A 22,463-nucleotide genomic window follows, 5' to 3' on the forward strand; every position below is an offset into this window, starting at 1 on the left:
GCTGGTTGATAACAAAATCACTACACTAACGCCGTTCTCAACGGGGTGCCACGCAGACGCGTGCGCTGAGAAAATACCCGTCGAACCTGATCCGGATAACGCCGGCGAAGGGATTTGAGGCTCCTTCTCAAGTCCTTTGCCACTCTTTTTTGAGGTGCAAAGTGTTAAAAAAATGTCTTCCCCTGCTGTTGCTGTGCACAGCGCCCGTTTTCGCTAAACCCGTTCTGACTGTTTATACCTACGACTCCTTTGCCGCCGACTGGGGGCCTGGTCCGGTGGTCAAAAAAGCCTTTGAAGCCGACTGTAATTGCGAACTGAAACTGGTGGCGCTGGAAGATGGTGTCTCACTGCTCAACCGCCTGCGGATGGAAGGCAAAAACAGTAAAGCCGATGTGGTGCTGGGGCTGGATAACAATCTGTTAGACGCCGCCAGCAAAACCGGACTGTTTGCCAAAAGCGGCGTGGCAGCCGATGCCGTTAACGTTCCCGGCGGCTGGAATAATGACACTTTCGTACCGTTTGATTACGGCTACTTCGCCTTCGTCTATGACAAGAACAAACTGAAAAATCCGCCGCAAAGCCTGAAGGAGCTGGTTGAGAGCGATCAGAACTGGCGGGTGATTTATCAGGATCCGCGCACCAGTACGCCGGGGCTGGGCCTGCTGCTGTGGATGCAAAAAGTCTACGGCAATGACGCCCCGCAGGCCTGGCAGAAACTGGCGAAGAAAACCGTCACGGTAACGAAGGGCTGGAGCGAAGCCTATGGCCTGTTTTTAAAAGGCGAAAGCGATCTGGTATTGAGCTATACCACCTCTCCGGCTTATCACATTCTCGAAGAGAAGAAAGATAACTACGCCGCCGCCAACTTTAGCGAAGGTCACTATCTGCAAGTGGAAGTTGCCGCCCGCACCGCTGCCAGCAAGCAGCCGGAGCTGGCGCAAAAATTCCTCCAGTTTATGGTTTCTCCGGCTTTCCAGAATGCGATCCCAACCGGCAACTGGATGTATCCGGTGGCAAACGTCACGCTGCCTGCCGGTTTTGAACAATTGACCAAACCAGCAACCACGCTGGAGTTCACGCCAGCCGAAGTGGCGGCACAACGTCAGGCATGGATTAGCGAATGGCAACGCGCCGTCAGCCGTTAATTCCCAGCTGGTTAATTCCAGGCGTAAGCGCCGCTACGCTTGTGGTGGCGGTTGCACTGGCCGCGTTTCTCGCCCTGTGGTGGAACGCGCCGCAGGGTGACTGGGTGGCAGTCTGGCAGGACAGCTACCTGTGGCATGTAGTGCGCTTCTCCTTCTGGCAGGCGTTTCTCTCGGCGCTACTTTCTGTCGTACCCGCGATATTCCTTGCCCGCGCCCTCTATCGCAGGCGCTTTCCTGGACGCCTGGCGCTGCTGCGTCTGTGCGCCATGACCTTGATCCTTCCGGTGCTGGTCGCCGTTTTTGGTATTCTTAGCGTCTATGGTCGTCAGGGCTGGCTGGCATCGCTCTGGCAAACGCTCGGTCTGGAATGGACCTTTTCGCCCTACGGCCTGCAAGGTATTTTGCTGGCGCACGTATTTTTTAATCTGCCGATGGCGAGCCGTTTATTACTCCAGGCACTGGAAAACATTCCCGGCGAACAACGTCAACTTGCCGCACAGCTTGGGATGCGCGGCTGGCATTTCTTTCGTTTCGTCGAATGGCCGTGGTTACGGCGACAAATCCCGCCGGTTGCTGCGCTGATCTTTATGCTCTGTTTCGCCAGCTTCGCCACCGTGCTATCGCTGGGCGGCGGGCCACAGGCGACCACTATCGAGCTGGCAATCTATCAGGCGCTGAGTTACGACTACGATCCCGCCCGCGCGGCGATGCTGGCGCTGATCCAGATGGTCTGCTGCCTTGGGCTGGTGCTGTTGAGTCAGCGATTAAGTAAGGCCATTGCGCCCGGCACCACGCTGCTGCAAGGCTGGCGCGACCCGGACGATCGTCTGCACAGCCGCATTTGTGACACTGTGTTGATTGTGTTGGCGCTGCTGTTGTTGCTGCCACCGTTACTGGCGGTGATCGTCGATGGGGTAAATCGCCAGCTACCGGAAGTGCTGGCGCAACCGGTGCTGTGGCAGGCGCTGTGGACCTCGTTGCGTATTGCGCTGGCGGCAGGCGTATTGTGCGTGGTGCTAACCATGATGCTGCTATGGAGCAGTCGCGAACTGCGGGCGCGGCAAAAAATACTGGCGGGTCAGGCGCTGGAGATGAGCGGAATGCTAATCCTCGCCATGCCGGGTATTGTGCTGGCAACGGGTTTCTTTTTGCTGCTCAACAACACTACTGGCCTGCCGCAATCTGCTGACGGCATTGTGATTTTCACCAATGCGTTAATGGCCATCCCTTACGCGCTGAAAGTGCTGGAAAACCCGATGCGCGATATTACCGCTCGCTACAGCATGTTGTGTCAGTCGCTGGGCATTGAAGGCTGGTCGCGCTTAAAAGTGGTGGAACTGCGCGCCCTGAAACGCCCACTGGCGCAGGCGCTGGCCTTTGCCTGCGTGCTGTCGATTGGTGATTTTGGCGTAGTGGCGTTGTTCGGTAACGATGATTTCCGCACCCTGCCGTTTTATCTCTACCAGCAAATTGGCTCATACCGCAGCCAGGACGGCGCGGTCACCGCGTTAATTCTGCTGCTGCTCTGTTTTATGCTGTTTACCGTGATTGAAAAACTACCGGGGCGAAATGTTAAAACTGACTGATATCACCTGGCTTTACCACCATTTGCCGATGCGTTTTAGCTTAACGGTGGAACGCGGCGAGCAGGTGGCGATCCTCGGGCCAAGCGGCGCGGGTAAAAGTACCCTGCTGAATTTGATCGCCGGTTTTCTGACGCCAGCCAGCGGTTCGCTGACTATCGACGGCGTTGATCACACCACGACGCCGCCGTCACGCCGCCCGGTGTCGATGCTGTTTCAGGAGAACAACCTGTTCAGCCACCTGACGGTCGAGCAGAACATCGGGCTGGGGCTAAATCCGGGATTGAAACTGAACGCGGCACAGCAGGGGAAAATGCACGCTATCGCCCGCCAGATGGGGATTGATAATTTAATGGCGCGGTTACCGGGCGAGCTTTCCGGCGGTCAGCGACAACGCGTGGCGTTAGCGCGTTGCCTGGTGCGCGAACAGCCGATTTTATTGCTCGATGAACCGTTCTCTGCGCTCGATCCGGCGCTGCGTCAGGAGATGCTGACGCTGGTGAGCACGAGCTGCCAGCAGCAAAAAATGACGCTATTGATGGTATCGCACAGTGTAGAAGATGCGGCGCGGATCGCCACGCGTTCGGTGGTGGTCGCCGACGGGCGTATCGCCTGGCAGGGTAAGACCGAAGAATTGTTGAGCGGTAAGGCGAGTGCTTCGCCTCTGTTGGGAATTAAAGGTTAAAAGCGCACGTACAGTCCCCTCGCCCCTCTGGGGAGAGGGTTAGGGTGAGGGGAACAAACCAGCGCCGGTGCAAACTATCCCCTAAACCCCAACCACTTTACGCAAAATATCGATATACACCGGCATCAACGGATGGCGAATTAACACCACCAGCGCCACCACGCCAGTGGCAGATATCAACGGTGTCAGCCACAACAAATGACCACGCGACAAATAATGACTTAAACGGTCAGTTGCTTTGCCGCTGCGCCATAACCGCCAACACAGCCAGCCACCAACCCACAAAAACACCGCCGTCGCCAGCAACAGCCACTTAAACTCACCGCTCTGCATCCCGGCAGGAATATCAATCGCCGCGCCCGCCAGAATCCCCGGCAGGAAGTAAAACGGCGGCCACAACAAACAGCCGATAATATTTGGCGTGATAAATTTCGCCACCGGCAGATCCAGCATCCCCGCCACCATTGGCACCAGCGGACGCGTCGGGCCGACAAAACGACCGACCAGAATGGTGAACATGCTGTGCTGATGCAGCGCATGTTCGGTTTTATCGAGTAGTGCTTTGTTTTTCTTCAGAAATGACCAGCGATGCAACGGCTTTTTAAAACGCCAGCCCAGCCAGAAGGAGAGCCAGTCGCCCATCAGGCAGCCAATGATCCCTGCCAGCCAGGCGTGCCAGAAACTTAACTCGCCACTGCCAATCAGCGCCCCCAGCCCCGCCATCAGCACCGTACCGGGTAGAATCAACCCGACCAGCGCCAGCGACTCCAGAAAAGCCACCAATAACACCGCCATCAATGAGTACACGGTGGATTGGGTAATAAAGTGTTCCAGCAATGCTTGCATAATGTGCCTGTCAAAGGGACGAAGCAGGGATTCTGCAAACCCATTGCCACTCCGTCAAGCCATCAATTGTCTGATTCGTTACCAGTTATGACAACCTGACAGCTACATCATTCACTTTTTCTTCACAACCGGCACGGAACTCACTCGGACTCGCCCCGGTACATTTTTTAAATACCCGCGAGAAATAGAGTTGATCATCAAAGCCAACATTGCGCCCGACTGTGGCGATAGGCATCCGGGTGGTGCTCAAAAGCAGCTTCGCCTGACTAATGCGTTGATCCTCGCGCCAGCTTAAGACGCTAATCCCTAACTGCTGGCGGAACAAATGCGACAGACGCGACGGCGACAGGCAAACATGCTGCGCGACGCTGGCGATATCAAAATTGCTGTCCGCCAGGTGATCGCTAATGTACTGACAAGCCTCGCGTACCCGATTATCCATTGGCGGATGGAGCGACTCATTTATCGCTTCCATGCGCCGCAGTAATAATTGCTCAAGAAGATTTATCGCCAGCAACTCCGAATAGCGCCCTTCCCCTTGCCCGGCATTAATGATTTGCCCGAACAAGTCGCTGAAATGCGGCTGGTGCGCTTCATCCGGGCGAAAGAAACCGGTATTGGCAAATATCGACGGCCAGTTAAGCCATTCGTGCCAGTAGGCGCGCGGACGAAAGTAAACCCACTGGTGATACCATTCACGAGCCTCCGGATGACGACCGTAATGATGAATTTCGCCCGGAGGGAACAGCAAAATATCGCCCGGCCGGCAGACAAATTCTCGTCCCTGATTTTTCACCACACCCTGTCCACGAATGGTGAGGTTGAGAATATAGCCTTTCATTCCCAGCGGTCGGTCGATAAAAAAATCGAGATAACCGTTGGCCTCAATCGGCGTTAAACCCGCCACCAGATGGGCGTTAAACGAGTAACCCGGCAGCAGGGGATCATTTTGCGCTTCAGCCATACTTTTCATACTCCCGCCAATCAGAGAAGAAACCAATTGTCCATATTGCATTAAACATCATCAGCATTGCGTCTCTGGTGGGCTATCTTCACTAATCCAACCGACAACCCCGCTTGTGAAAAGCATTTTGTAACAAGGAGGGACGAAAGCCATGACAAAAACGCGTAACAAAAGTGTCTATAATCGCGGCAGAAAAGTCCACATTGATTATTTGCACGGCGTCACACTTTGCTATGCAATAGCATTTTTATCCATAAGATTAGCGAATACTGCCTGACTGTTTTTATCGCAACTCTCTACTGTTTCTCCATACCCGTTTTTTTGGATGGAGTGAAACGATGGCGATTGCAATTGGCCTCGATTTTGGCAGTGATTCTGTGCGAGCTTTGGCGGTGGACTGCGCCACCGGTGAAGAGATCGCCACCAGCGTAGAGTGGTATCCCCGTTGGCAGAAAGGGCAATTTTGTGATGCCCCGAATAACCAGTTCCGTCATCATCCGCGTGACTACATTGAGTCAATGGAAGCGGCGCTGAAAACCGTGCTTGCAGAGCTTAGCGCCGAACAACGGGATGAAGTGGTCGGTATTGGCGTGGACAGCACCGGCTCCACGCCTGCGCCAATCGACGCCGACGGCAACGTGCTGGCGCTGCGCCCGGAGTTTGCCGAAAACCCGAACGCAATGTTCGTATTGTGGAAAGACCACACAGCGGTTGAAGAAGCGGAAGAGATCACCCGCTTATGTCACACACCGGGCAAAGTTGACTACTCCCGCTATATTGGCGGTATTTATTCCAGCGAATGGTTCTGGGCGAAAATTCTCCACGTTACCCGTCAGGACAGCGCCGTTGCGCAATCTGCCGCATCGTGGATTGAGCTGTGCGACTGGGTTCCTGCCCTGCTTTCCGGCACCACGCGCCCGCAGGATATTCGTCGCGGACGTTGCAGCGCCGGGCATAAATCACTGTGGCATGAAAGCTGGGGTGGCCTGCCACCAGCCAGTTTCTTTGATGAGCTGGATCCGATCCTCAACCGTCATTTACCTTCCCCGTTGTTCACTGACACCTGGACTGCCGATATTCCGGTGGGCACCTTATGCCCGGAATGGGCGCAGCGTCTCGGTTTGCCTGAAAGTGTAGTGATTTCCGGCGGCGCGTTTGACTGCCATATGGGCGCGGTCGGCGCGGGTGCACAGCCTAACACGCTGGTAAAAGTTATCGGCACTTCCACCTGCGACATTCTGATTGCCGACAAACACAGCGTCGGCGAACGCGCGGTGAAAGGCATTTGCGGCCAGGTTGATGGCAGCGTGGTGCCTGGATTTATCGGTCTGGAAGCAGGTCAATCGGCATTTGGTGATATCTACGCCTGGTTTGGTCGCGTACTCGGCTGGCCTCTGGAACAGCTCGCCGCCCAATATCCGGAACTGAAAGAGCAAATCAACGCCAGCCAAAAACAACTGCTTCCGGCGCTGACCGAGGCGTGGGCCAAAAATCCTTCTCTGGATCACCTGCCGGTGGTGCTCGACTGGTTTAACGGTCGTCGCACACCGAACGCGAACCAACGCCTGAAAGGGGTGATTACAGATCTGAACCTCGCTACCGACGCTCCGCTGCTGTTCGGCGGTTTGATTGCCGCCACCGCCTTTGGCGCACGCGCAATCATGGAGTGCTTCACCGATCAGGGAATCGCCGTCAATAACGTGATGGCGCTGGGCGGCATCGCGCGGAAAAACCAGGTCATTATGCAGGCCTGCTGCGACGTGCTGAATCGCCCGCTGCAAATTGTAGCCTCTGACCAGTGCTGTGCGCTCGGTGCGGCAATTTTCGCTGCCGTCGCCGCGAAAGTACACGCAGACATCCCATCAGCACAGCAAAAAATGGCCAGTGCGGTAGAGAAAACCCTACAACCGCGCAGCGAACAGGCACAACGCTTTGAACAGCTTTATCGCCGCTATCAGCAATGGGCGATGAGCGCCGAACAACACTATCTTCCAACTTCCGCCCCGGCACAGGCTGCCCAGGCCGTTCCGACTCTATAAGGACACGAAAATGACGATTTTTGATAATTATGAAGTGTGGTTTGTCATTGGTAGCCAGCATCTGTATGGCCCGGAAACCCTGCGTCAGGTCACCCAACATGCCGAGCACGTTGTTAATGCGCTGAATACAGAAGCGAAACTGCCCTGCAAACTGGTGCTGAAACCGCTGGGTACCACGCCGGATGAAATCACTGCTATTTGCCGCGACGCCAATTACGACGATCGTTGCGCCGGTCTGGTGGTGTGGCTGCACACTTTCTCCCCGGCAAAAATGTGGATCAACGGCCTGACCATGCTCAACAAACCGTTGCTGCAATTCCACACCCAGTTTAACGCGGCGCTGCCGTGGGACAGTATCGATATGGACTTTATGAACCTGAACCAGACCGCGCACGGCGGCCGCGAGTTCGGCTTCATCGGCGCGCGTATGCGTCAGCAACATGCCGTCGTTACCGGTCACTGGCAGGATAAACAAGCGCATGAGCGTATCGGCTCCTGGATGCGCCAGGCGGTCTCTAAACAGGATACGCGTCATCTGAAAGTCTGCCGTTTTGGCGATAACATGCGTGAAGTGGCGGTCACTGACGGCGATAAAGTTGCCGCACAGATCAAGTTCGGTTTCTCGGTGAATACCTGGGCGGTTGGCGATCTGGTGCAGGTGGTGAACTCCATCAGCGATGGCGATGTTAACGCGCTGGTCGATGAGTATGAAAGCAGCTACATCATGACGCCTGCCACACAAATCCACGGCGAAAAACGGCAGAACGTGCTGGAAGCGGCACGTATTGAGCTGGGGATGAAGCGTTTCCTGGAACAAGGTGGCTTCCACGCGTTCACCACCACCTTTGAAGATTTGCACGGTCTGAAACAGCTTCCTGGTCTGGCCGTACAGCGTCTGATGCAGCAGGGCTACGGCTTTGCGGGCGAAGGCGACTGGAAAACTGCCGCCCTGCTTCGCATCATGAAGGTGATGTCAACCGGTCTGCAGGGCGGCACTTCCTTTATGGAGGACTACACCTATCACTTCGAGAAAGGTAATGACATGGTGCTCGGCTCCCACATGCTGGAAGTCTGCCCGTCGATCGCCGTAGAAGAGAAACCGATCCTCGACGTTCAGCATCTCGGTATTGGTGGTAAAGACGATCCTGCCCGCCTGATCTTCAACACCCAAACCGGTCCGGCCATTGTCGCCAGCCTGATTGATCTCGGCGATCGTTATCGTCTGCTGGTTAACTGCATCGACACGGTGAAAACCCCGCACTCCCTGCCGAAACTGCCGGTAGCGAATGCGTTGTGGAAAGCACAGCCGGATCTGCCAACTGCTTCCGAAGCGTGGATCCTTGCTGGTGGCGCGCACCATACCGTTTTCAGCCATGCGCTGAACCTGAACGATATGCGCCAGTTTGCCGAGATGCACGACATTGAAATCACGGTGATTGATAACGACACCCGCCTGCCAGCGTTTAAAGACGCGCTGCGCTGGAACGAAGTGTATTACGGATTTCGTCGCTAATTAGCCGCATCGGGCATTCAGCGCCCGATGCGACGCTGGCGCGTCTTCTCAGGCCTACACGCTGCGATTTTGTAGGCCGGATAAGCAAAGCGCATCCGGCATTCTTTTCCCCCTCGCCCCTTTGGGGAGAGGGTCGGGGTGAGGGGAAATGACCTCTCTGGAGTTAACATGTTAGAAGATCTCAAACGTCAGGTATTAGAAGCCAATCTGGCGCTGCCAAAACACAACCTGGTCACGCTGACCTGGGGCAACGTCAGCGCCGTTGATCGCGAGCGCGGCGTCTTTGTGATCAAACCTTCCGGCGTCGATTACAGCACCATGACCGCCGACGATATGGTCGTGGTCAGTATCGCAACCGGTGAAGTGGTTGAAGGCAAGAAAAAGCCCTCCTCCGACACGCCAACTCACCGGTTGCTCTATCAGGCATTCCCGTCCATTGGCGGCATTGTGCATACGCACTCCCGCCACGCCACCATCTGGGCGCAGGCAGGTCAGTCGATTCCGGTAACCGGCACCACCCACGCCGACTATTTCTACGGCACCATTCCCTGTACGCGTAAAATGACCGATGCGGAAATCAACGGCGAATATGAGTGGGAAACCGGTAACGTCATCGTTGAAACTTTCAAAAAACAGGGGATCGACGCGGCGCAAATGCCAGGCGTACTGGTGCATTCTCACGGTCCATTTGCGTGGGGTAAAAATGCCGAAGATGCGGTGCACAACGCCATCGTGCTGGAAGAAGTCGCTTATATGGGGATTTTCTGCCGCCAGTTAGCGCCGCAGTTACCGGATATGCAACAAACGTTGCTGGATAAGCACTATCTGCGTAAGCATGGCGCAAAAGCCTATTACGGCCAGTAATGACTGTATAAAACCACAGCCAGTCAACCAAAACCAGGCTATACTCAAGCCTGGTTTTTTATTGGATTTTCAGCGTGGCGCAGGCAGGTTTTATCTTAACCCGACACTGGCGGGATACCCCGCAAGGAACCGAAGTTTCCTTTTGGTTAGCGACGGACAACGGGCCGTTGCAGGTTACGCTTGCGCCGCAAGAGTCCGTGGCGTTTATTCCTGCCGATCACATTCCCCGCGCTCAGCAAATTTTACGTGGTGAGCAAGGTTTTCGCCTGACGCCGCTGGCTTTAAAGGATTTTCACCGCCAGCCGGTGTATGGCCTTTACTGTCGCGCCCATCGCCAGTTGATGAATTACGAGAAGCGCCTGCGTGAAAGTGGCGTTACCGTTTACGAGGCCGATGTGCGCCCGCCTGAACGCTATCTGATGGAGCGGTTTATTACCGCTCCGGTGTGGGTCGAGGGTGATTTGCGTGATGGCGCTATCGTTAATGCCCGTCTGAAACCGCATCCCGACTACCGCCCGCCGCTCAAGTGGGTCTCTATAGATATTGAAACTACCCGCCACGGTGAGCTGTACTGCATCGGCCTGGAAGGCTGTGGGCAGCGCATCGTTTATATGCTGGGGCCAGAGAATGGCGACGCTTCCTCACTTGATTTCGAACTGGAGTACGTCGCCAGTCGCCCACAGCTACTGGAAAAACTTAACGCCTGGTTTGCAAACCACGATCCCGATGTGATCATCGGCTGGAACGTGGTGCAGTTTGATCTGCGAATGCTGCAAAAACATGCCGAGCGTTACCGCATTCCGCTGCGTCTGGGGCGCGATAACAGCGAGCTGGAGTGGCGCGAGCACGGTTTTAAAAACGGTGTTTTTTTTGCCCAGGCCAAAGGGCGACTGATTATCGACGGTATCGAGGCGCTGAAATCCGCGTTCTGGAATTTCTCTTCATTCTCGCTGGAAACCGTCGCCCAGGAATTGTTAGGCGAAGGAAAATCTATCGATAACCCGTGGGATCGGATGGACGAAATTGACCGCCGTTTCGCCGAAGATAAGCCCGCACTAGCGACTTATAACCTGAAAGATTGCGAACTGGTAACGCAGATCTTCCATAAAACTGAAATCATGCCATTTTTGCTCGAACGGGCGACGGTTAACGGCCTGCCGGTAGACCGCCACGGTGGTTCGGTGGCGGCGTTTGGTCATCTCTATTTCCCGCGAATGCATCGCGCCGGATATGTCGCGCCCAATCTCGGCGAAGTTCCACCACACGCCAGCCCTGGCGGCTACGTGATGGATTCGCGACCAGGGCTGTATGATTCGGTGCTGGTGCTGGACTACAAAAGCCTGTACCCATCGATCATCCGCACCTTTCTGATTGATCCCGTCGGGCTGGTGGAAGGCATGGCGCAGCCTGATCCAGAGCACAGCACGGAAGGTTTTCTCGAAGCCTGGTTCTCGCGGGAAAAACATTGCCTGCCAGAGATCGTAACTAACATCTGGCACGGCCGCGATGAAGCCAAACGTCAGGGCAATAAGCCGCTGTCGCAGGCACTGAAAATCATTATGAATGCCTTTTATGGCGTGCTTGGTACGACCGCCTGCCGATTCTTCGATCCGCGCCTGGCGTCCTCGATCACCATGCGCGGTCATCAGATCATGCGACAAACCAAAGCGTTAATTGAAGCGCAAGGCTATGACGTGATCTATGGCGATACCGACTCAACGTTTGTCTGGTTGAAAGGCGCACATTGCGAAGAAGAAGCGGCGAAAATCGGTCGTGCACTGGTGCAGCACGTTAACGCCTGGTGGGCGGAAACGCTGCAAAAACAACGGCTGACCAGTGCGCTGGAACTGGAGTATGAAACTCATTTCTGCCGTTTTCTGATGCCAACTATTCGCGGAGCCGATACCGGCAGTAAAAAGCGTTATGCCGGGCTGATTCAGGAGGGCGACAAGCAGCGGATGGTGTTTAAAGGGCTGGAAACCGTGCGTACCGACTGGACGCCACTGGCTCAGCAGTTTCAGCAGGAGCTGTATTTGCGCATCTTTCGCAACGAGCCATATCAGGATTATATCCGCGAGACCATCGACAAACTGATGGCAGGTGAACTGGATGCACGGCTGGTTTACCGCAAACGGCTACGCCGCCCACTGAGCGAATATCAGCGTAATGTGCCGCCTCATGTACGCGCCGCTCGCCTTGCCGATGAAGAAAACCAAAAGCGCGGACGCCCCTTGCAATATCAGAACCGAGGCACCATTAAATATGTCTGGACCACTAACGGCCCGGAGCCGCTGGACTATCAACGTTCACCGCTGGATTACGAACACTATCTGACTCGCCAGCTTCAACCGGTGGCGGAAGGAATACTCCCCTTTATTGAGGATAATTTTGCTACACTTATGACCGGGCAACTTGGGCTATTTTGAGCAAAAAAAAGAGTTCGCCAGATACCATTTTGATGCGTGACGAATCCTTTGCCATCCAGTACCATAGCGCCCTTTCCATTCCTGGACCTGAATAACGCCACTACCACATAAGCCCGGTAGCGGGTAGTTATTGCCTGCAATTAAAGATATAGAGCCGAACACATATGCCTTTTACACTTGGTCAACGCTGGATCAGCGATACAGAAAGCGAATTGGGACTTGGAACCGTTGTCGCGGTGGATGCGCGAACTGTCACTCTGCTTTTCCCATCTACTGGTGAAAACCGTCTGTACGCACGCAGTGATTCCCCCGTGACCCGCGTGATGTTCAACCCTGGTGATACCATTACCAGCCATGACGGCTGGCAGATGCAAGTCGAAGAAGTAAAAGAAGAAAATGGCTTGCTGACCTATATCGGTACTCGCCTGGATACTGAAGAAGCCGGCGTGCCCCTGCGCGAAGTTTTCCTTGATAGCAAACTGGTGTTCAGCAAACCGCAAGACCGCCTGTTTGCCGGGCAGATCGACCGTATGGATCGCTTTGCGCTGCGTTATCGCGCACGTAAGTATTCCAGCGAACAGTTCCGTATGCCGTACAGCGGCCTGCGCGGTCAGCGTACCAGTCTGATCCCGCACCAGCTCAACATCGCTCATGATGTTGGTCGCCGCCACGCGCCGCGCGTTCTGCTGGCTGACGAAGTGGGTTTAGGGAAAACCATTGAAGCTGGGATGATCCTGCATCAGCAGTTGCTCTCTGGCGCTGCTGAACGTGTGCTGATTATCGTCCCGGAAACCTTACAGCATCAGTGGCTGGTAGAAATGCTGCGCCGTTTCAACCTACGTTTTGCTCTGTTTGATGATGAGCGTTATGCCGAAGCTCAGCACGATGCTTACAACCCGTTCGATACCGAACAGCTGGTGATTTGCTCGCTGGATTTTGCCCGTCGTAGCAAACAGCGTCTGGAACATCTCTGTGAAGCCGAGTGGGACCTGCTGGTGGTCGATGAAGCGCATCACCTGGTGTGGAGCGAAGATGCGCCGAGCCGTGAATATCAGGCCATTGAACAACTGGCAGAGCATGTGCCTGGCGTTCTGCTGCTGACCGCAACCCCGGAACAGCTGGGGATGGAAAGCCACTTCGCCCGTCTGCGTCTGCTGGACCCGAACCGTTTCCACGATTTTGCGCAATTCGTTGAAGAGCAGAAAAATTATCGTCCGGTTGCGGACGCCGTTGCCATGCTGCTGGCAGGTAACAAACTGAGCAATGACGAACTGAACATGCTTGGCGAGATGATCGGCGAGCAGGATATCGAGCCGCTGTTGCAAGCAGCAAACAGCGACAGCGAAGATGCCCAGAGCGCCCGTCAGGAGCTGGTTTCGATGCTGATGGATCGCCACGGCACCAGCCGCGTGCTGTTCCGTAACACCCGTAACGGTGTGAAAGGCTTCCCGAAACGCGAGCTACACACTATTAAACTGCCGCTGCCGACGCAATATCAGACGGCTATTAAAGTCTCCGGCATCATGGGCGCACGTAAAAGTGCGGAAGACCGCGCCCGCGATATGCTCTACCCGGAGCGTATTTATCAGGAATTTGAAGGTGATAACGCCACCTGGTGGAACTTCGATCCGCGCGTTGAGTGGCTGATGGGCTACCTGACCAGCCATCGCTCTCAGAAAGTGCTGGTGATCTGCGCTAAAGCCGCCACCGCGCTGCAACTGGAGCAGGTGCTGCGCGAGCGTGAAGGTATTCGCGCAGCGGTGTTCCACGAAGGCATGTCGATTATCGAACGTGACCGCGCAGCCGCATGGTTCGCTGAAGAAGATACCGGCGCACAAGTGCTGCTGTGCTCGGAAATCGGTTCTGAAGGGCGTAACTTCCAGTTCGCCAGCCACATGGTAATGTTCGATCTGCCGTTCAACCCAGACCTGCTGGAGCAGCGTATTGGTCGTCTGGATCGTATCGGTCAGGCGCACGATATTCAGATCCACGTACCTTATCTGGAAAAAACCGCTCAGTCAGTGCTGGTGCGCTGGTATCACGAGGGTCTTGATGCCTTCGAGCACACCTGCCCGACCGGACGCACTATTTACGATAGCGTGTACAACGATCTGATTAACTACCTGGCTTCACCCGATCAAACCGAAGGCTTTGATGAGCTGATCAAAAACTGCCGCGAGCAGTATGAAGCCCTGAAAGCACAGCTGGAGCAGGGGCGTGACCGCCTGCTGGAGATCCACTCCAACGGTGGCGAAAAAGCCCAGGCACTGGCAGAAAGCATTGAAGAGCAGGATGACGATACCAACCTGATCGCCTTCGCCATGAATCTGTTCGATATTATTGGTATCAATCAGGACGATCGCGGCGACAACATGATCGTGCTGACACCGTCCGATCACATGCTGGTGCCGGACTTCCCGGGTCTGTCGGAAGATGGCATCACCATCACCTTTGATCGTGAAGTGGCGCTGGCGCGTGAAGATGCGCAGTTTATTACCTGGGAACATCCGCTGATCCGCAACGGTCTGGATCTGATCCTTTCTGGCGATACCGGTAGCAGTACGATTTCACTGTTGAAAAACAAAGCGTTGCCGGTAGGTACGCTGTTGGTGGAGCTGATTTACGTGGTTGAAGCACAAGCGCCGAAGCAGTTGCAGCTTAACCGCTTCCTGCCGCCGACGCCGGTACGTATGCTGTTGGATAAAAACGGCAACAACCTGGCGGCGCAGGTAGAGTTTGAAACCTTTAACCGTCAGCTTAACGCAGTGAATCGCCACACCGGTAGCAAGCTGGTTAACGCCGTCCAGCAAGAGGTTCACGCTATCCTGCAACTGGGTGAAGCGCAGATTGAGAAGTCTGCTCGTGCACTGATTGATGCGGCGCGTAACGAAGCTGACGAAAAACTGTCTGCGGAACTGTCGCGTCTGGAAGCTCTGCGCGCGGTGAACCCGAACATTCGTGACGACGAGTTGACCGCCATTGAGAGCAACCGTCAGCAGGTGATGGAAAGCCTGGATCAGGCAGGCTGGCGTCTGGATGCCCTGCGTTTAATCGTTGTGACGCATCAGTAACGGAGTCGAAAATGGGGATGGAAAACTACAATCCACCGCAGGAACCCTGGCTGGTTATCCTGTATCAGGATGACCACATTATGGTGGTCAACAAGCCGAGCGGTTTGTTGTCTGTGCCGGGGCGTCTGGAAGAGCACAAAGACAGCGTGATGACGCGCATTCAGCGTGATTATCCGCAGGCAGAATCGGTGCATCGTCTGGATATGGCCACCAGCGGCGTGATTGTAGTGGCGCTGACCAAAGCGGCGGAACGGGAATTAAAACGCCAGTTCCGCGAGCGCGAGCCGAAAAAGCAGTATGTGGCTCGCGTCTGGGGGCATCCATCCCCCGCCGAAGGTCTGATAGATCTGCCATTGATTTGCGACTGGCCAAACCGCCCGAAACAGAAAGTCTGTTACGAAACGGGTAAGCCTGCGCAGACGGAATATGAAGTGGTGGATTATGCGGCGGATAACACGGCAAGAGTGGTGTTAAAGCCGGTTACCGGACGTTCGCATCAGCTACGTGTGCATATGCTGGCGCTGGGTCATCCGATTCTCGGCGATCGTTTTTATGCTTCACCAGAAGCCAGGGCGATGGCACCGCGTTTGCTGCTACATGCAGAGATGTTGACGATTACCCATCCGGCATATGGCAATAGTATGACGTTTAAGGCGCCTGCGGATTTTTAATAGTCACGCTGGTGCAGTTCGGTAGGCCGGATAAGGCGTTCACGCCGCATCCGGCCTACAATGTCTGACTCGCCCTAAAACTTATTTAAATCCTTTCTGCTGCTTTATCAGCTCATACGCCTGCTGAATTTCCTGCGCTTTTTGCTTCGCCATCTCCATCATCTCTGGCGGTAAACCTTTCGCTACCAGCTTATCGGGATGGTGTTCACTCATCAGCTTACGGTAGGCACGTTTAATGGTGGTTGCATCATCCGTCGGCTTCACGCCCAGCACGTTACAGGCATCTTCCAGCGTCGGGCCACGCTGCGCTTGCTGCCAGTTACCACCGCCAGACTGCTGCTGATAACCGCCGCCAAATTGCGCCCCACCCTGCATCATGCGCAGAAACTGGTCAAACTGGGCGCGGGAGATCCCCAACTCTTCAGCAATCACATACAACACCGCCCGTTCGTTTGGATGCAGTGAACCATCGGCAAATGCTGCCTGAATCTGGATCTCCAGAAACATACGAATTAAGTCAAAACGACCAAAGCAGACACTGCGAAACTGACGCATCTTTTCGCGCAGCGGGTAATTGTCTGATTTTCCCACCCGGAATGCATTTTGCGCCGCAGTACGGGAAGCACCGTGTAAATTCATCCGATCCATGAGCAATGTGGCAATATGAATATCAGCCTCAGTAACACGTCCTTTGGATTTGGTTAAATGCCCCATCACTTCAAAAGTGGTGGCAAAAAACAGCGCCTGACGCTCGCGCTGGTTGGCGAACCACGCCATTTTGCGGCTGCGGGCTTTATCAAACATATGGCCGATTAACAGACCTAATACAACGCCCCAAAAGCCGCCGCCCATCAGTAAGGCCACGGCCACGCCAATGATTTTTCCCCAATACTGCATATATTCCCCAAATCGACACACGGATATCAGGGCTATCTCCCACAATATAAAGGTGCTTTTACCGTTTTCCGGCTGCGGTCAATTGTGGGACATCGCCTATAATTTGCATTATCATACCTGTCATTCAATGCCGTGCCTAACACCACTGACGCTATTCGGACAGGATTAACACTAGCGTAGAGATGACGAGTACGTTAGTCTCTGACCGTTTGTCACGCGCAACGTTACCGATGATGGAACAATAAAATCAACGTATGAAAAAACGTATCCCCACTCTCCTGGCCACCATGATTGCCACCGCCCTTTACAGTCAACAGGGACTGGCAGCCGACCTCGCCTCACAGTGTATGTTGGGCGTGCCAAGCTATGACCGTCCTCTGGTACAGGGCGATACTAACGACTTACCCGTGACGATTAATGCTGACCACGCAAAGGGGAATTACCCCGATGACGCCGTGTTTACTGGCAGCGTAGATATCATGCAGGGTAACAGCCGTCTGCAGGCCGACGAAGTGCAGCTCCATCAAAAAGAGGCACCAGGACAACCGGAGCCGATACGTACTGTTGATGCGCTCGGTAATGTCCATTACGACGATAACCAGGTGATCCTCAAAGGGCCGAAAGGCTGGGCGAATCTGAACACCAAAGATACCAACGTCTGGGAAGGTGATTACCAGATGGTGGGTCGCCAGGGTCGTGGTAAAGCGGACCTGATGAAACAACGTGGCGAAAACCGCTACACCATTCTGGATAACGGTAGCTTTACTTCCTGTTTGCCAGGTTCTGATACCTGGAGCGTGGTAGGTAGCGAAATTATTCATGACCGCGAAGAACAAGTTGCGGAGATCTGGAACGCCCGCTTTAAGGTGGGTCCGGTTCCGATCTTTTACAGCCCGTATTTGCAGTTGCCGGTGGGTGATAAACGCCGTTCTGGTTTCTTGATCCCGAACGCCAAATACACCACCACCAACTACTTTGAGTTCTATCTGCCATATTACTGGAACATCGCGCCAAATATGGATGCCACCATCACGCCGCATTATATGCATCGTCGTGGCAACATCATGTGGGAGAACGAATTCCGTTATCTCACCCAGGCAGGCGCAGGCTTGATGGAACTGGATTATCTGCCTTCGGATAAAGTCTATGAAGATGAACATCCAGAAGATAGCAATTCACGCCGTTGGTTGTTCTACTGGCAACACTCCGGAGTGATGGACCAGGTTTGGCGCTTTAACATCGACTACACCAAAGTCAGCGACCCGACCTATTTCAACGATTTTGATAATAAATATGGTTCCAGTACCGATGGTTACGCAACGCAAAAATTCAGCGTTGGCTATGCGGTGCAGAACTTTGACGCTACGCTTTCAACCAAACAGTTCCAGGTCTTTGACGATAACAGTGGCAACAGCTACGCCGCTGAACCGCAGTTAGACGTCAACTACTACCATAACGATCTCGGTCCGTTTGATACCCGCATCTATGGTCAGGCTGTGCATTTTGTAAATACCAATAGCAATATGCCAGAAGCCACACGTCTGCACCTTGAACCGACAATCAATCTTCCGTTGTCGAATAACTGGGGTAGTCTGAATACCGAAGCCAAACTGATGGCGACGCACTATCAACAGACCAATCTTGACTGGTATAACAGCAATCCGCAAAACAATAAGTTGGCAGATTCTGTTAACCGTGTAATGCCGCAATTTAAAGTTGACGGCAAAATGGTCTTCGAGCGCGATATGGAAATGCTGGCACCGGGTTACACCCAGACGCTGGAACCGCGCGCACAATATTTGTATGTGCCGTATCGCGATCAGAGCGACATCTACAACTACGACTCGTCTCTGCTGCAATCTGACTACTCTGGCCTCTTCCGGGATCGGACTTACGGTGGTCTTGACCGTATTGCTTCTGCTAACCAGGTGACGACCGGTGTCACAACTCGCGTATATGATGACGCAGCCGTTGAACGTTTTAATATTTCCGTTGGTCAAATCTACTATTTCACGGAGTCTCGCACTGGCGATGACAACATAACATGGGAGAATGACGACAAAACGGGATCACTGGTGTGGGCAGGCGACACCTACTGGCGCATTTCCGAACGTTGGGGACTGCGTGGCGGGATTCAGTACGACACTCGCCTGGATAACGTGGCGACCAGTAGTTCCAGCATTGAATATCGCCGGGATGAAGACCGTCTGGTACAGCTGAACTACCGTTACGCCAGCCCGGAATATATTCAGGCTACGCTGCCTAAGTACTATTCCACTGCCGAGCAGTACAAAAACGGTATTTCGCAGGTAGGTGCAGTCGCCAGCTGGCCAATCGCCGATCGTTGGTCAATTGTCGGGGCTTACTACTACGACACCAATGCGAACAAGCAAGCCGACTCTATGTTAGGCGTGCAATACAGCTCCTGCTGTTATGCGATTCGCGTCGGTTACGAGCGGAAGCTGAACGGTTGGGATAACGATAAACAACATGCGGTATATGACAACGCAATCGGCTTTAACATCGAACTTCGCGGCCTGAGCTCTAACTACGGTCTCGGTACGCAAGAGATGCTGCGTTCGAACATTCTGCCGTATCAAAACTCTTTGTGATTTGTTGATTTACCACGTAATCCGCAGTGCGGTTAATTGAAATGGAAAAAGTATGAAGAACTGGAAAACGCTGCTTCTCGGTATCGCGATGATCGCGAATACCAGTTTCGCTGCCCCCCAGGTAGTCGATAAAGTCGCAGCCGTCGTCAATAACGGCGTCGTGCTGGAAAGCGACGTTGATGGATTAATGCAGTCGGTAAAAATGAATGCCGCCCAGGCAAGGCAGCAACTTCCTGATGACGCGACGCTGCGCCACCAAATCATGGAACGTTTGATCATGGATCAAATCATCCTGCAGATGGGGCAGAAAATGGGAGTGAAAATCTCCGATGAGCAGCTGGATCAGGCGATTGCTAACATCGCGAAACAGAACAACATGACGCTGGATCAAATGCGCAGCCGTCTGGCTTACGATGGTCTGAACTACAACACCTATCGTAACCAGATCCGCAAAGAGATGATTATCTCTGAAGTGCGTAACAACGAGGTGCGTCGTCGCATCACCATCCTGCCGCAGGAAGTCGAATCCCTGGCGCAGCAGGTGGGTAACCAAAACGACGCCAGCACTGAGCTGAACCTGAGCCACATCCTGATCCCGCTGCCGGAAAACCCGACCTCTGATCAAGTGAACGAAGCGGAAAGCCAGGCGCGCGCCATTGTCGATCAGGCGCGTAACGGCGCTGATTTCGGTAAGCTGGCGATTGCTCATTCTGCCGACCAGCAGGCGCTGAACGGCGGCCAGATGGGCTGGGGCCGTATTCAGGAACTGCCGGGAATTTTCGCCCAGGCGTTAAGCACGGCGAAGAAAGGCGATATTGTTGGTCCGATTCGTTCTGGCGTTGGCTTCCATATTCTGAAAGTTAACGACCTGCGCGGCGAAAGCAAAAATATCTCGGTAACCGAAGTTCATGCTCGCCATATTCTGCTGAAACCGTCGCCGATCATGACTGACGAACAGGCCCGCGTGAAACTGGAACAAATTGCAGCGGACATCAAGAGTGGTAAAACAACTTTTGCTGCCGCAGCGAAAGAGTTCTCTCAGGATCCTGGCTCTGCCAACCAGGGCGGCGATCTTGGCTGGGCAACGCCAGATATTTTCGATCCGGCCTTCCGTGACGCGTTGACCCGCCTGAATAAAGGTCAAATGAGTGCACCGGTTCACTCTTCATTCGGCTGGCATTTAATCGAACTGCTGGATACCCGTAATGTCGATAAAACCGACGCTGCGCAGAAAGATCGTGCTTATCGTATGCTGATGAACCGTAAGTTCTCGGAAGAAGCAGCAAGCTGGATGCAGGAACAACGCGCCAGCGCCTACGTTAAAATCCTGAGCAACTAATGGTTAAAACCCAACGTGTTGTGATCACTCCCGGCGAACCCGCCGGGATTGGCCCGGACTTAGTTGTCCAGCTTGCACAGCGTGAGTGGCCGGTCGAACTGGTTGTTTGTGCCGATGCTACTCTCCTTACCGACCGGGCAGTGATGCTCGGTTTGCCGCTTACTCTCCGCCCTTATTCCCCAGACTCCCCTGCACAACCGCAAACTGCTGGCACATTAACGCTACTTCCTGTCGCGCTACGATCACCTGTGACTGCGGGGCAATTAACGGTTGAAAATGGGCATTACGTGGTAGAGACGCTGGCGCGAGCGTGTGATGGCTGTCTGAACGGTGAATTTGCCGCACTGATTACCGGCCCCGTGCATAAAGGCGTCATTAACGACGCTGGTATTCCGTTTACCGGTCATACCGAGTTTTTCGAAGAACGCTCGCAGGCAAAAAAAGTCGTGATGATGCTGGCAACCGAAGAACTTCGCGTGGCGCTGGCAACGACGCATTTACCGCTACGTGATATCGCTGACGCCATCACCCCACCACTGCTGCATGAAGTCATTTCTATTTTGCATCACGATTTGCAAACCAAATTTGGTATTGCTGAGCCGCGCATTCTGGTCTGTGGACTGAATCCGCACGCAGGTGAAGGCGGTCATATGGGCACGGAAGAGATAGACACCATCATTCCGGTGCTCGACGAGTTACGGGCGCAGGGGATGAAACTCAACGGGCCTTTGCCTGCCGATACCCTGTTTCAGCCTAAATATCTCGACAACGCCGACGCGGTGCTGGCGATGTACCACGATCAGGGTCTTCCCGTGCTAAAATACCAGGGCTTCGGGCGCGGTGTGAACATTACGCTGGGCCTGCCCTTTATTCGCACATCGGTTGACCACGGCACCGCGCTGGAACTGGCGGGACGTGGCAAAGCCGATGTCGGCAGTTTTATTACGGCGCTTAATCTCGCCATCAAAATGATTGTTAATACCCAATGAATAAACGAGTCCACCAGGGCCACTTAGCCCGTAAACGCTTCGGGCAAAACTTTCTCAACGATCAGTTCGTGATCGACAGCATTGTTTCTGCCATTAACCCGCAGAAGGGTCAGGCGATGGTCGAAATCGGCCCCGGTCTGGCGGCATTGACCGAACCGGTCGGCGAACGTCTGGACCAGCTGACGGTCATCGAACTTGACCGCGATCTGGCGGCACGTCTGCAAACGCATCCGTTCTTAGGCCCGAAACTGACGATTTATCAGCAGGATGCGATGACCTTTAACTTCGGTGAGCTGTCCGAGAAAATGGGGCAGCCGCTACGAGTTTTCGGTAACCTGCCGTATAACATCTCCACGCCGTTGATGTTCCATCTGTTTAGCTATACTGATGCCATTGCCGACATGCACTTTATGTTGCAAAAAGAGGTGGTGAATCGTCTGGTTGCAGGACCGAACAGCAAAGCGTATGGTCGATTAAGCGTCATGGCGCAATATTATTGCAACGTGATCCCGGTGCTGGAAGTACCGCCATCAGCCTTTACACCACCACCAAAAGTGGATTCCGCCGTCGTGCGCCTGGTTCCTCATGCAACGATGCCTTACCCGGTTAAAGATGTTCGCGTGTTAAGCCGTATCACCACCGAAGCCTTTAACCAGCGTCGTAAAACCATTCGTAACAGCCTCGGCAACCTGTTTAGCGTCGAGGTGTTAACGGGAATGGGCATCGACCCGGCGATGCGAGCGGAAAATATCTCTGTCGCGCAATATTGCCAGATGGCGAACTATCTGGCGGAGAACGCGTCTTTGCAGGAGAGTTAAC

Annotated in this window: 16 protein-coding genes and 1 riboswitch; of the genes, 13 read left to right on the top strand and 3 right to left on the bottom strand. The window is 54.2% G+C overall.

The window, feature by feature from the left end:
* Positions 1-31 precede the first annotated feature (31 nt).
* Positions 32-131: riboswitch (TPP riboswitch) on the top strand.
* A 30-nt stretch (positions 132-161) separates the two neighbouring features.
* From thiB to thiQ, 3 genes are read left to right on the top strand one after another with little or no spacing between them, the layout of a single operon-like run.
* The gene (gene thiB / locus HEN21_RS06305) at positions 162-1,145 is read left to right on the top strand and encodes a thiamine ABC transporter substrate binding subunit (RefSeq protein WP_176252536.1); all 984 of its coding nucleotides are present in this window, start codon (positions 162-164) and stop codon (positions 1,143-1,145) included.
* Complete coding sequence (gene thiP / locus HEN21_RS06310) at positions 1,121-2,731, top strand: thiamine/thiamine pyrophosphate ABC transporter permease ThiP (protein WP_176252537.1); 1,611 nt, start codon at positions 1,121-1,123, stop codon at positions 2,729-2,731. The genes thiB and thiP overlap by 25 nt, the downstream gene beginning before the upstream one ends.
* Positions 2,715-3,413 carry a thiamine ABC transporter ATP-binding protein ThiQ gene (gene thiQ, locus HEN21_RS06315; protein ID WP_176252538.1) on the top strand — a complete coding sequence of 233 codons (699 nt, stop codon included), beginning with the start codon at positions 2,715-2,717 and terminating at the stop codon, positions 3,411-3,413. Before thiP ends, thiQ begins: the two co-directional genes overlap by 17 nt.
* 81 nt (positions 3,414-3,494) lie before the next feature.
* Here the strand turns inward: thiQ and HEN21_RS06320 are convergent, their stop codons facing one another.
* Together HEN21_RS06320 and araC are read right to left on the bottom strand one after the other, a co-directional pair.
* The gene (locus tag HEN21_RS06320; RefSeq protein ID WP_176252539.1) at positions 3,495-4,259 is read right to left on the bottom strand and encodes a DedA family protein; all 765 of its coding nucleotides are present in this window, start codon (positions 4,257-4,259) and stop codon (positions 3,495-3,497) included.
* Positions 4,260-4,344: 85 nt separating this feature from the next.
* Positions 4,345-5,223, bottom strand: a complete 879-nt coding sequence (gene araC, locus HEN21_RS06325) for an arabinose operon transcriptional regulator AraC (RefSeq protein WP_016159393.1) — start codon at positions 5,221-5,223, stop codon at positions 4,345-4,347.
* A gap of 338 nt (positions 5,224-5,561) precedes the next feature.
* Between araC and araB the strand changes: the two genes are divergently transcribed.
* From araB to rluA, 6 genes are all read left to right on the top strand, one after another.
* A complete protein-coding gene (gene araB / locus HEN21_RS06330) occupies positions 5,562-7,262 on the top strand; it encodes a ribulokinase (protein ID WP_105287008.1) in 1,701 nt (566 codons plus the stop codon).
* A gap of 10 nt (positions 7,263-7,272) precedes the next feature.
* Positions 7,273-8,775: an L-arabinose isomerase gene (gene araA / locus HEN21_RS06335; RefSeq protein ID WP_176252540.1), complete on the top strand. Its 1,503-nt coding sequence runs from the start codon at positions 7,273-7,275 to the stop codon at positions 8,773-8,775.
* 168 nt (positions 8,776-8,943) lie between these two features.
* Complete coding sequence (gene araD / locus HEN21_RS06340; protein WP_176252541.1) at positions 8,944-9,639, top strand: L-ribulose-5-phosphate 4-epimerase; 696 nt, start codon at positions 8,944-8,946, stop codon at positions 9,637-9,639.
* A 74-nt stretch (positions 9,640-9,713) separates the two neighbouring features.
* A complete protein-coding gene (gene polB, locus HEN21_RS06345) occupies positions 9,714-12,065 on the top strand; it encodes a DNA polymerase II (RefSeq protein WP_176252542.1) in 2,352 nt (783 codons plus the stop codon).
* A 164-nt stretch (positions 12,066-12,229) separates the two neighbouring features.
* Complete coding sequence (gene rapA, locus HEN21_RS06350) at positions 12,230-15,136, top strand: RNA polymerase-associated protein RapA (RefSeq protein ID WP_176252543.1); 2,907 nt, start codon at positions 12,230-12,232, stop codon at positions 15,134-15,136.
* 11 nt (positions 15,137-15,147) lie between these two features.
* The gene (gene rluA, locus HEN21_RS06355; protein ID WP_000525168.1) at positions 15,148-15,807 is read left to right on the top strand and encodes a bifunctional tRNA pseudouridine(32) synthase/23S rRNA pseudouridine(746) synthase RluA; all 660 of its coding nucleotides are present in this window, start codon (positions 15,148-15,150) and stop codon (positions 15,805-15,807) included.
* 81 nt (positions 15,808-15,888) lie between these two features.
* Here rluA and djlA read toward each other — a convergent pair whose 3' ends face one another.
* Positions 15,889-16,704 (bottom strand): co-chaperone DjlA, encoded by an 816-nt coding sequence (gene djlA, locus HEN21_RS06360; protein ID WP_001200584.1) that lies wholly within the window; start codon positions 16,702-16,704, stop codon positions 15,889-15,891.
* A gap of 254 nt (positions 16,705-16,958) precedes the next feature.
* Between djlA and lptD the strand changes: the two genes are divergently transcribed.
* From lptD to rsmA, 4 genes are read left to right on the top strand one after another with little or no spacing between them, the layout of a single operon-like run.
* Positions 16,959-19,316: an LPS assembly protein LptD gene (gene lptD, locus HEN21_RS06365; protein ID WP_000746181.1), complete on the top strand. Its 2,358-nt coding sequence runs from the start codon at positions 16,959-16,961 to the stop codon at positions 19,314-19,316.
* Positions 19,317-19,368: 52 nt separating this feature from the next.
* Complete coding sequence (gene surA / locus HEN21_RS06370) at positions 19,369-20,655, top strand: peptidylprolyl isomerase SurA (RefSeq protein WP_032172666.1); 1,287 nt, start codon at positions 19,369-19,371, stop codon at positions 20,653-20,655.
* On the top strand, positions 20,655-21,644 hold the full coding sequence (gene pdxA / locus HEN21_RS06375; RefSeq protein WP_000241275.1) for a 4-hydroxythreonine-4-phosphate dehydrogenase PdxA: 990 nt from the start codon (positions 20,655-20,657) through the stop codon (positions 21,642-21,644). The genes surA and pdxA overlap by 1 nt, the downstream gene beginning before the upstream one ends.
* Complete coding sequence (gene rsmA / locus HEN21_RS06380) at positions 21,641-22,462, top strand: 16S rRNA (adenine(1518)-N(6)/adenine(1519)-N(6))-dimethyltransferase RsmA (RefSeq protein ID WP_001042780.1); 822 nt, start codon at positions 21,641-21,643, stop codon at positions 22,460-22,462. Before pdxA ends, rsmA begins: the two co-directional genes overlap by 4 nt.
* The last annotated feature ends 1 nt before the right edge of the window (position 22,463 follow it).

The organism is Escherichia sp. 93.1518, assembly GCF_013368915.2.
In the GTDB taxonomy this organism is placed as follows: domain Bacteria; phylum Pseudomonadota; class Gammaproteobacteria; order Enterobacterales; family Enterobacteriaceae; genus Escherichia; species Escherichia ruysiae.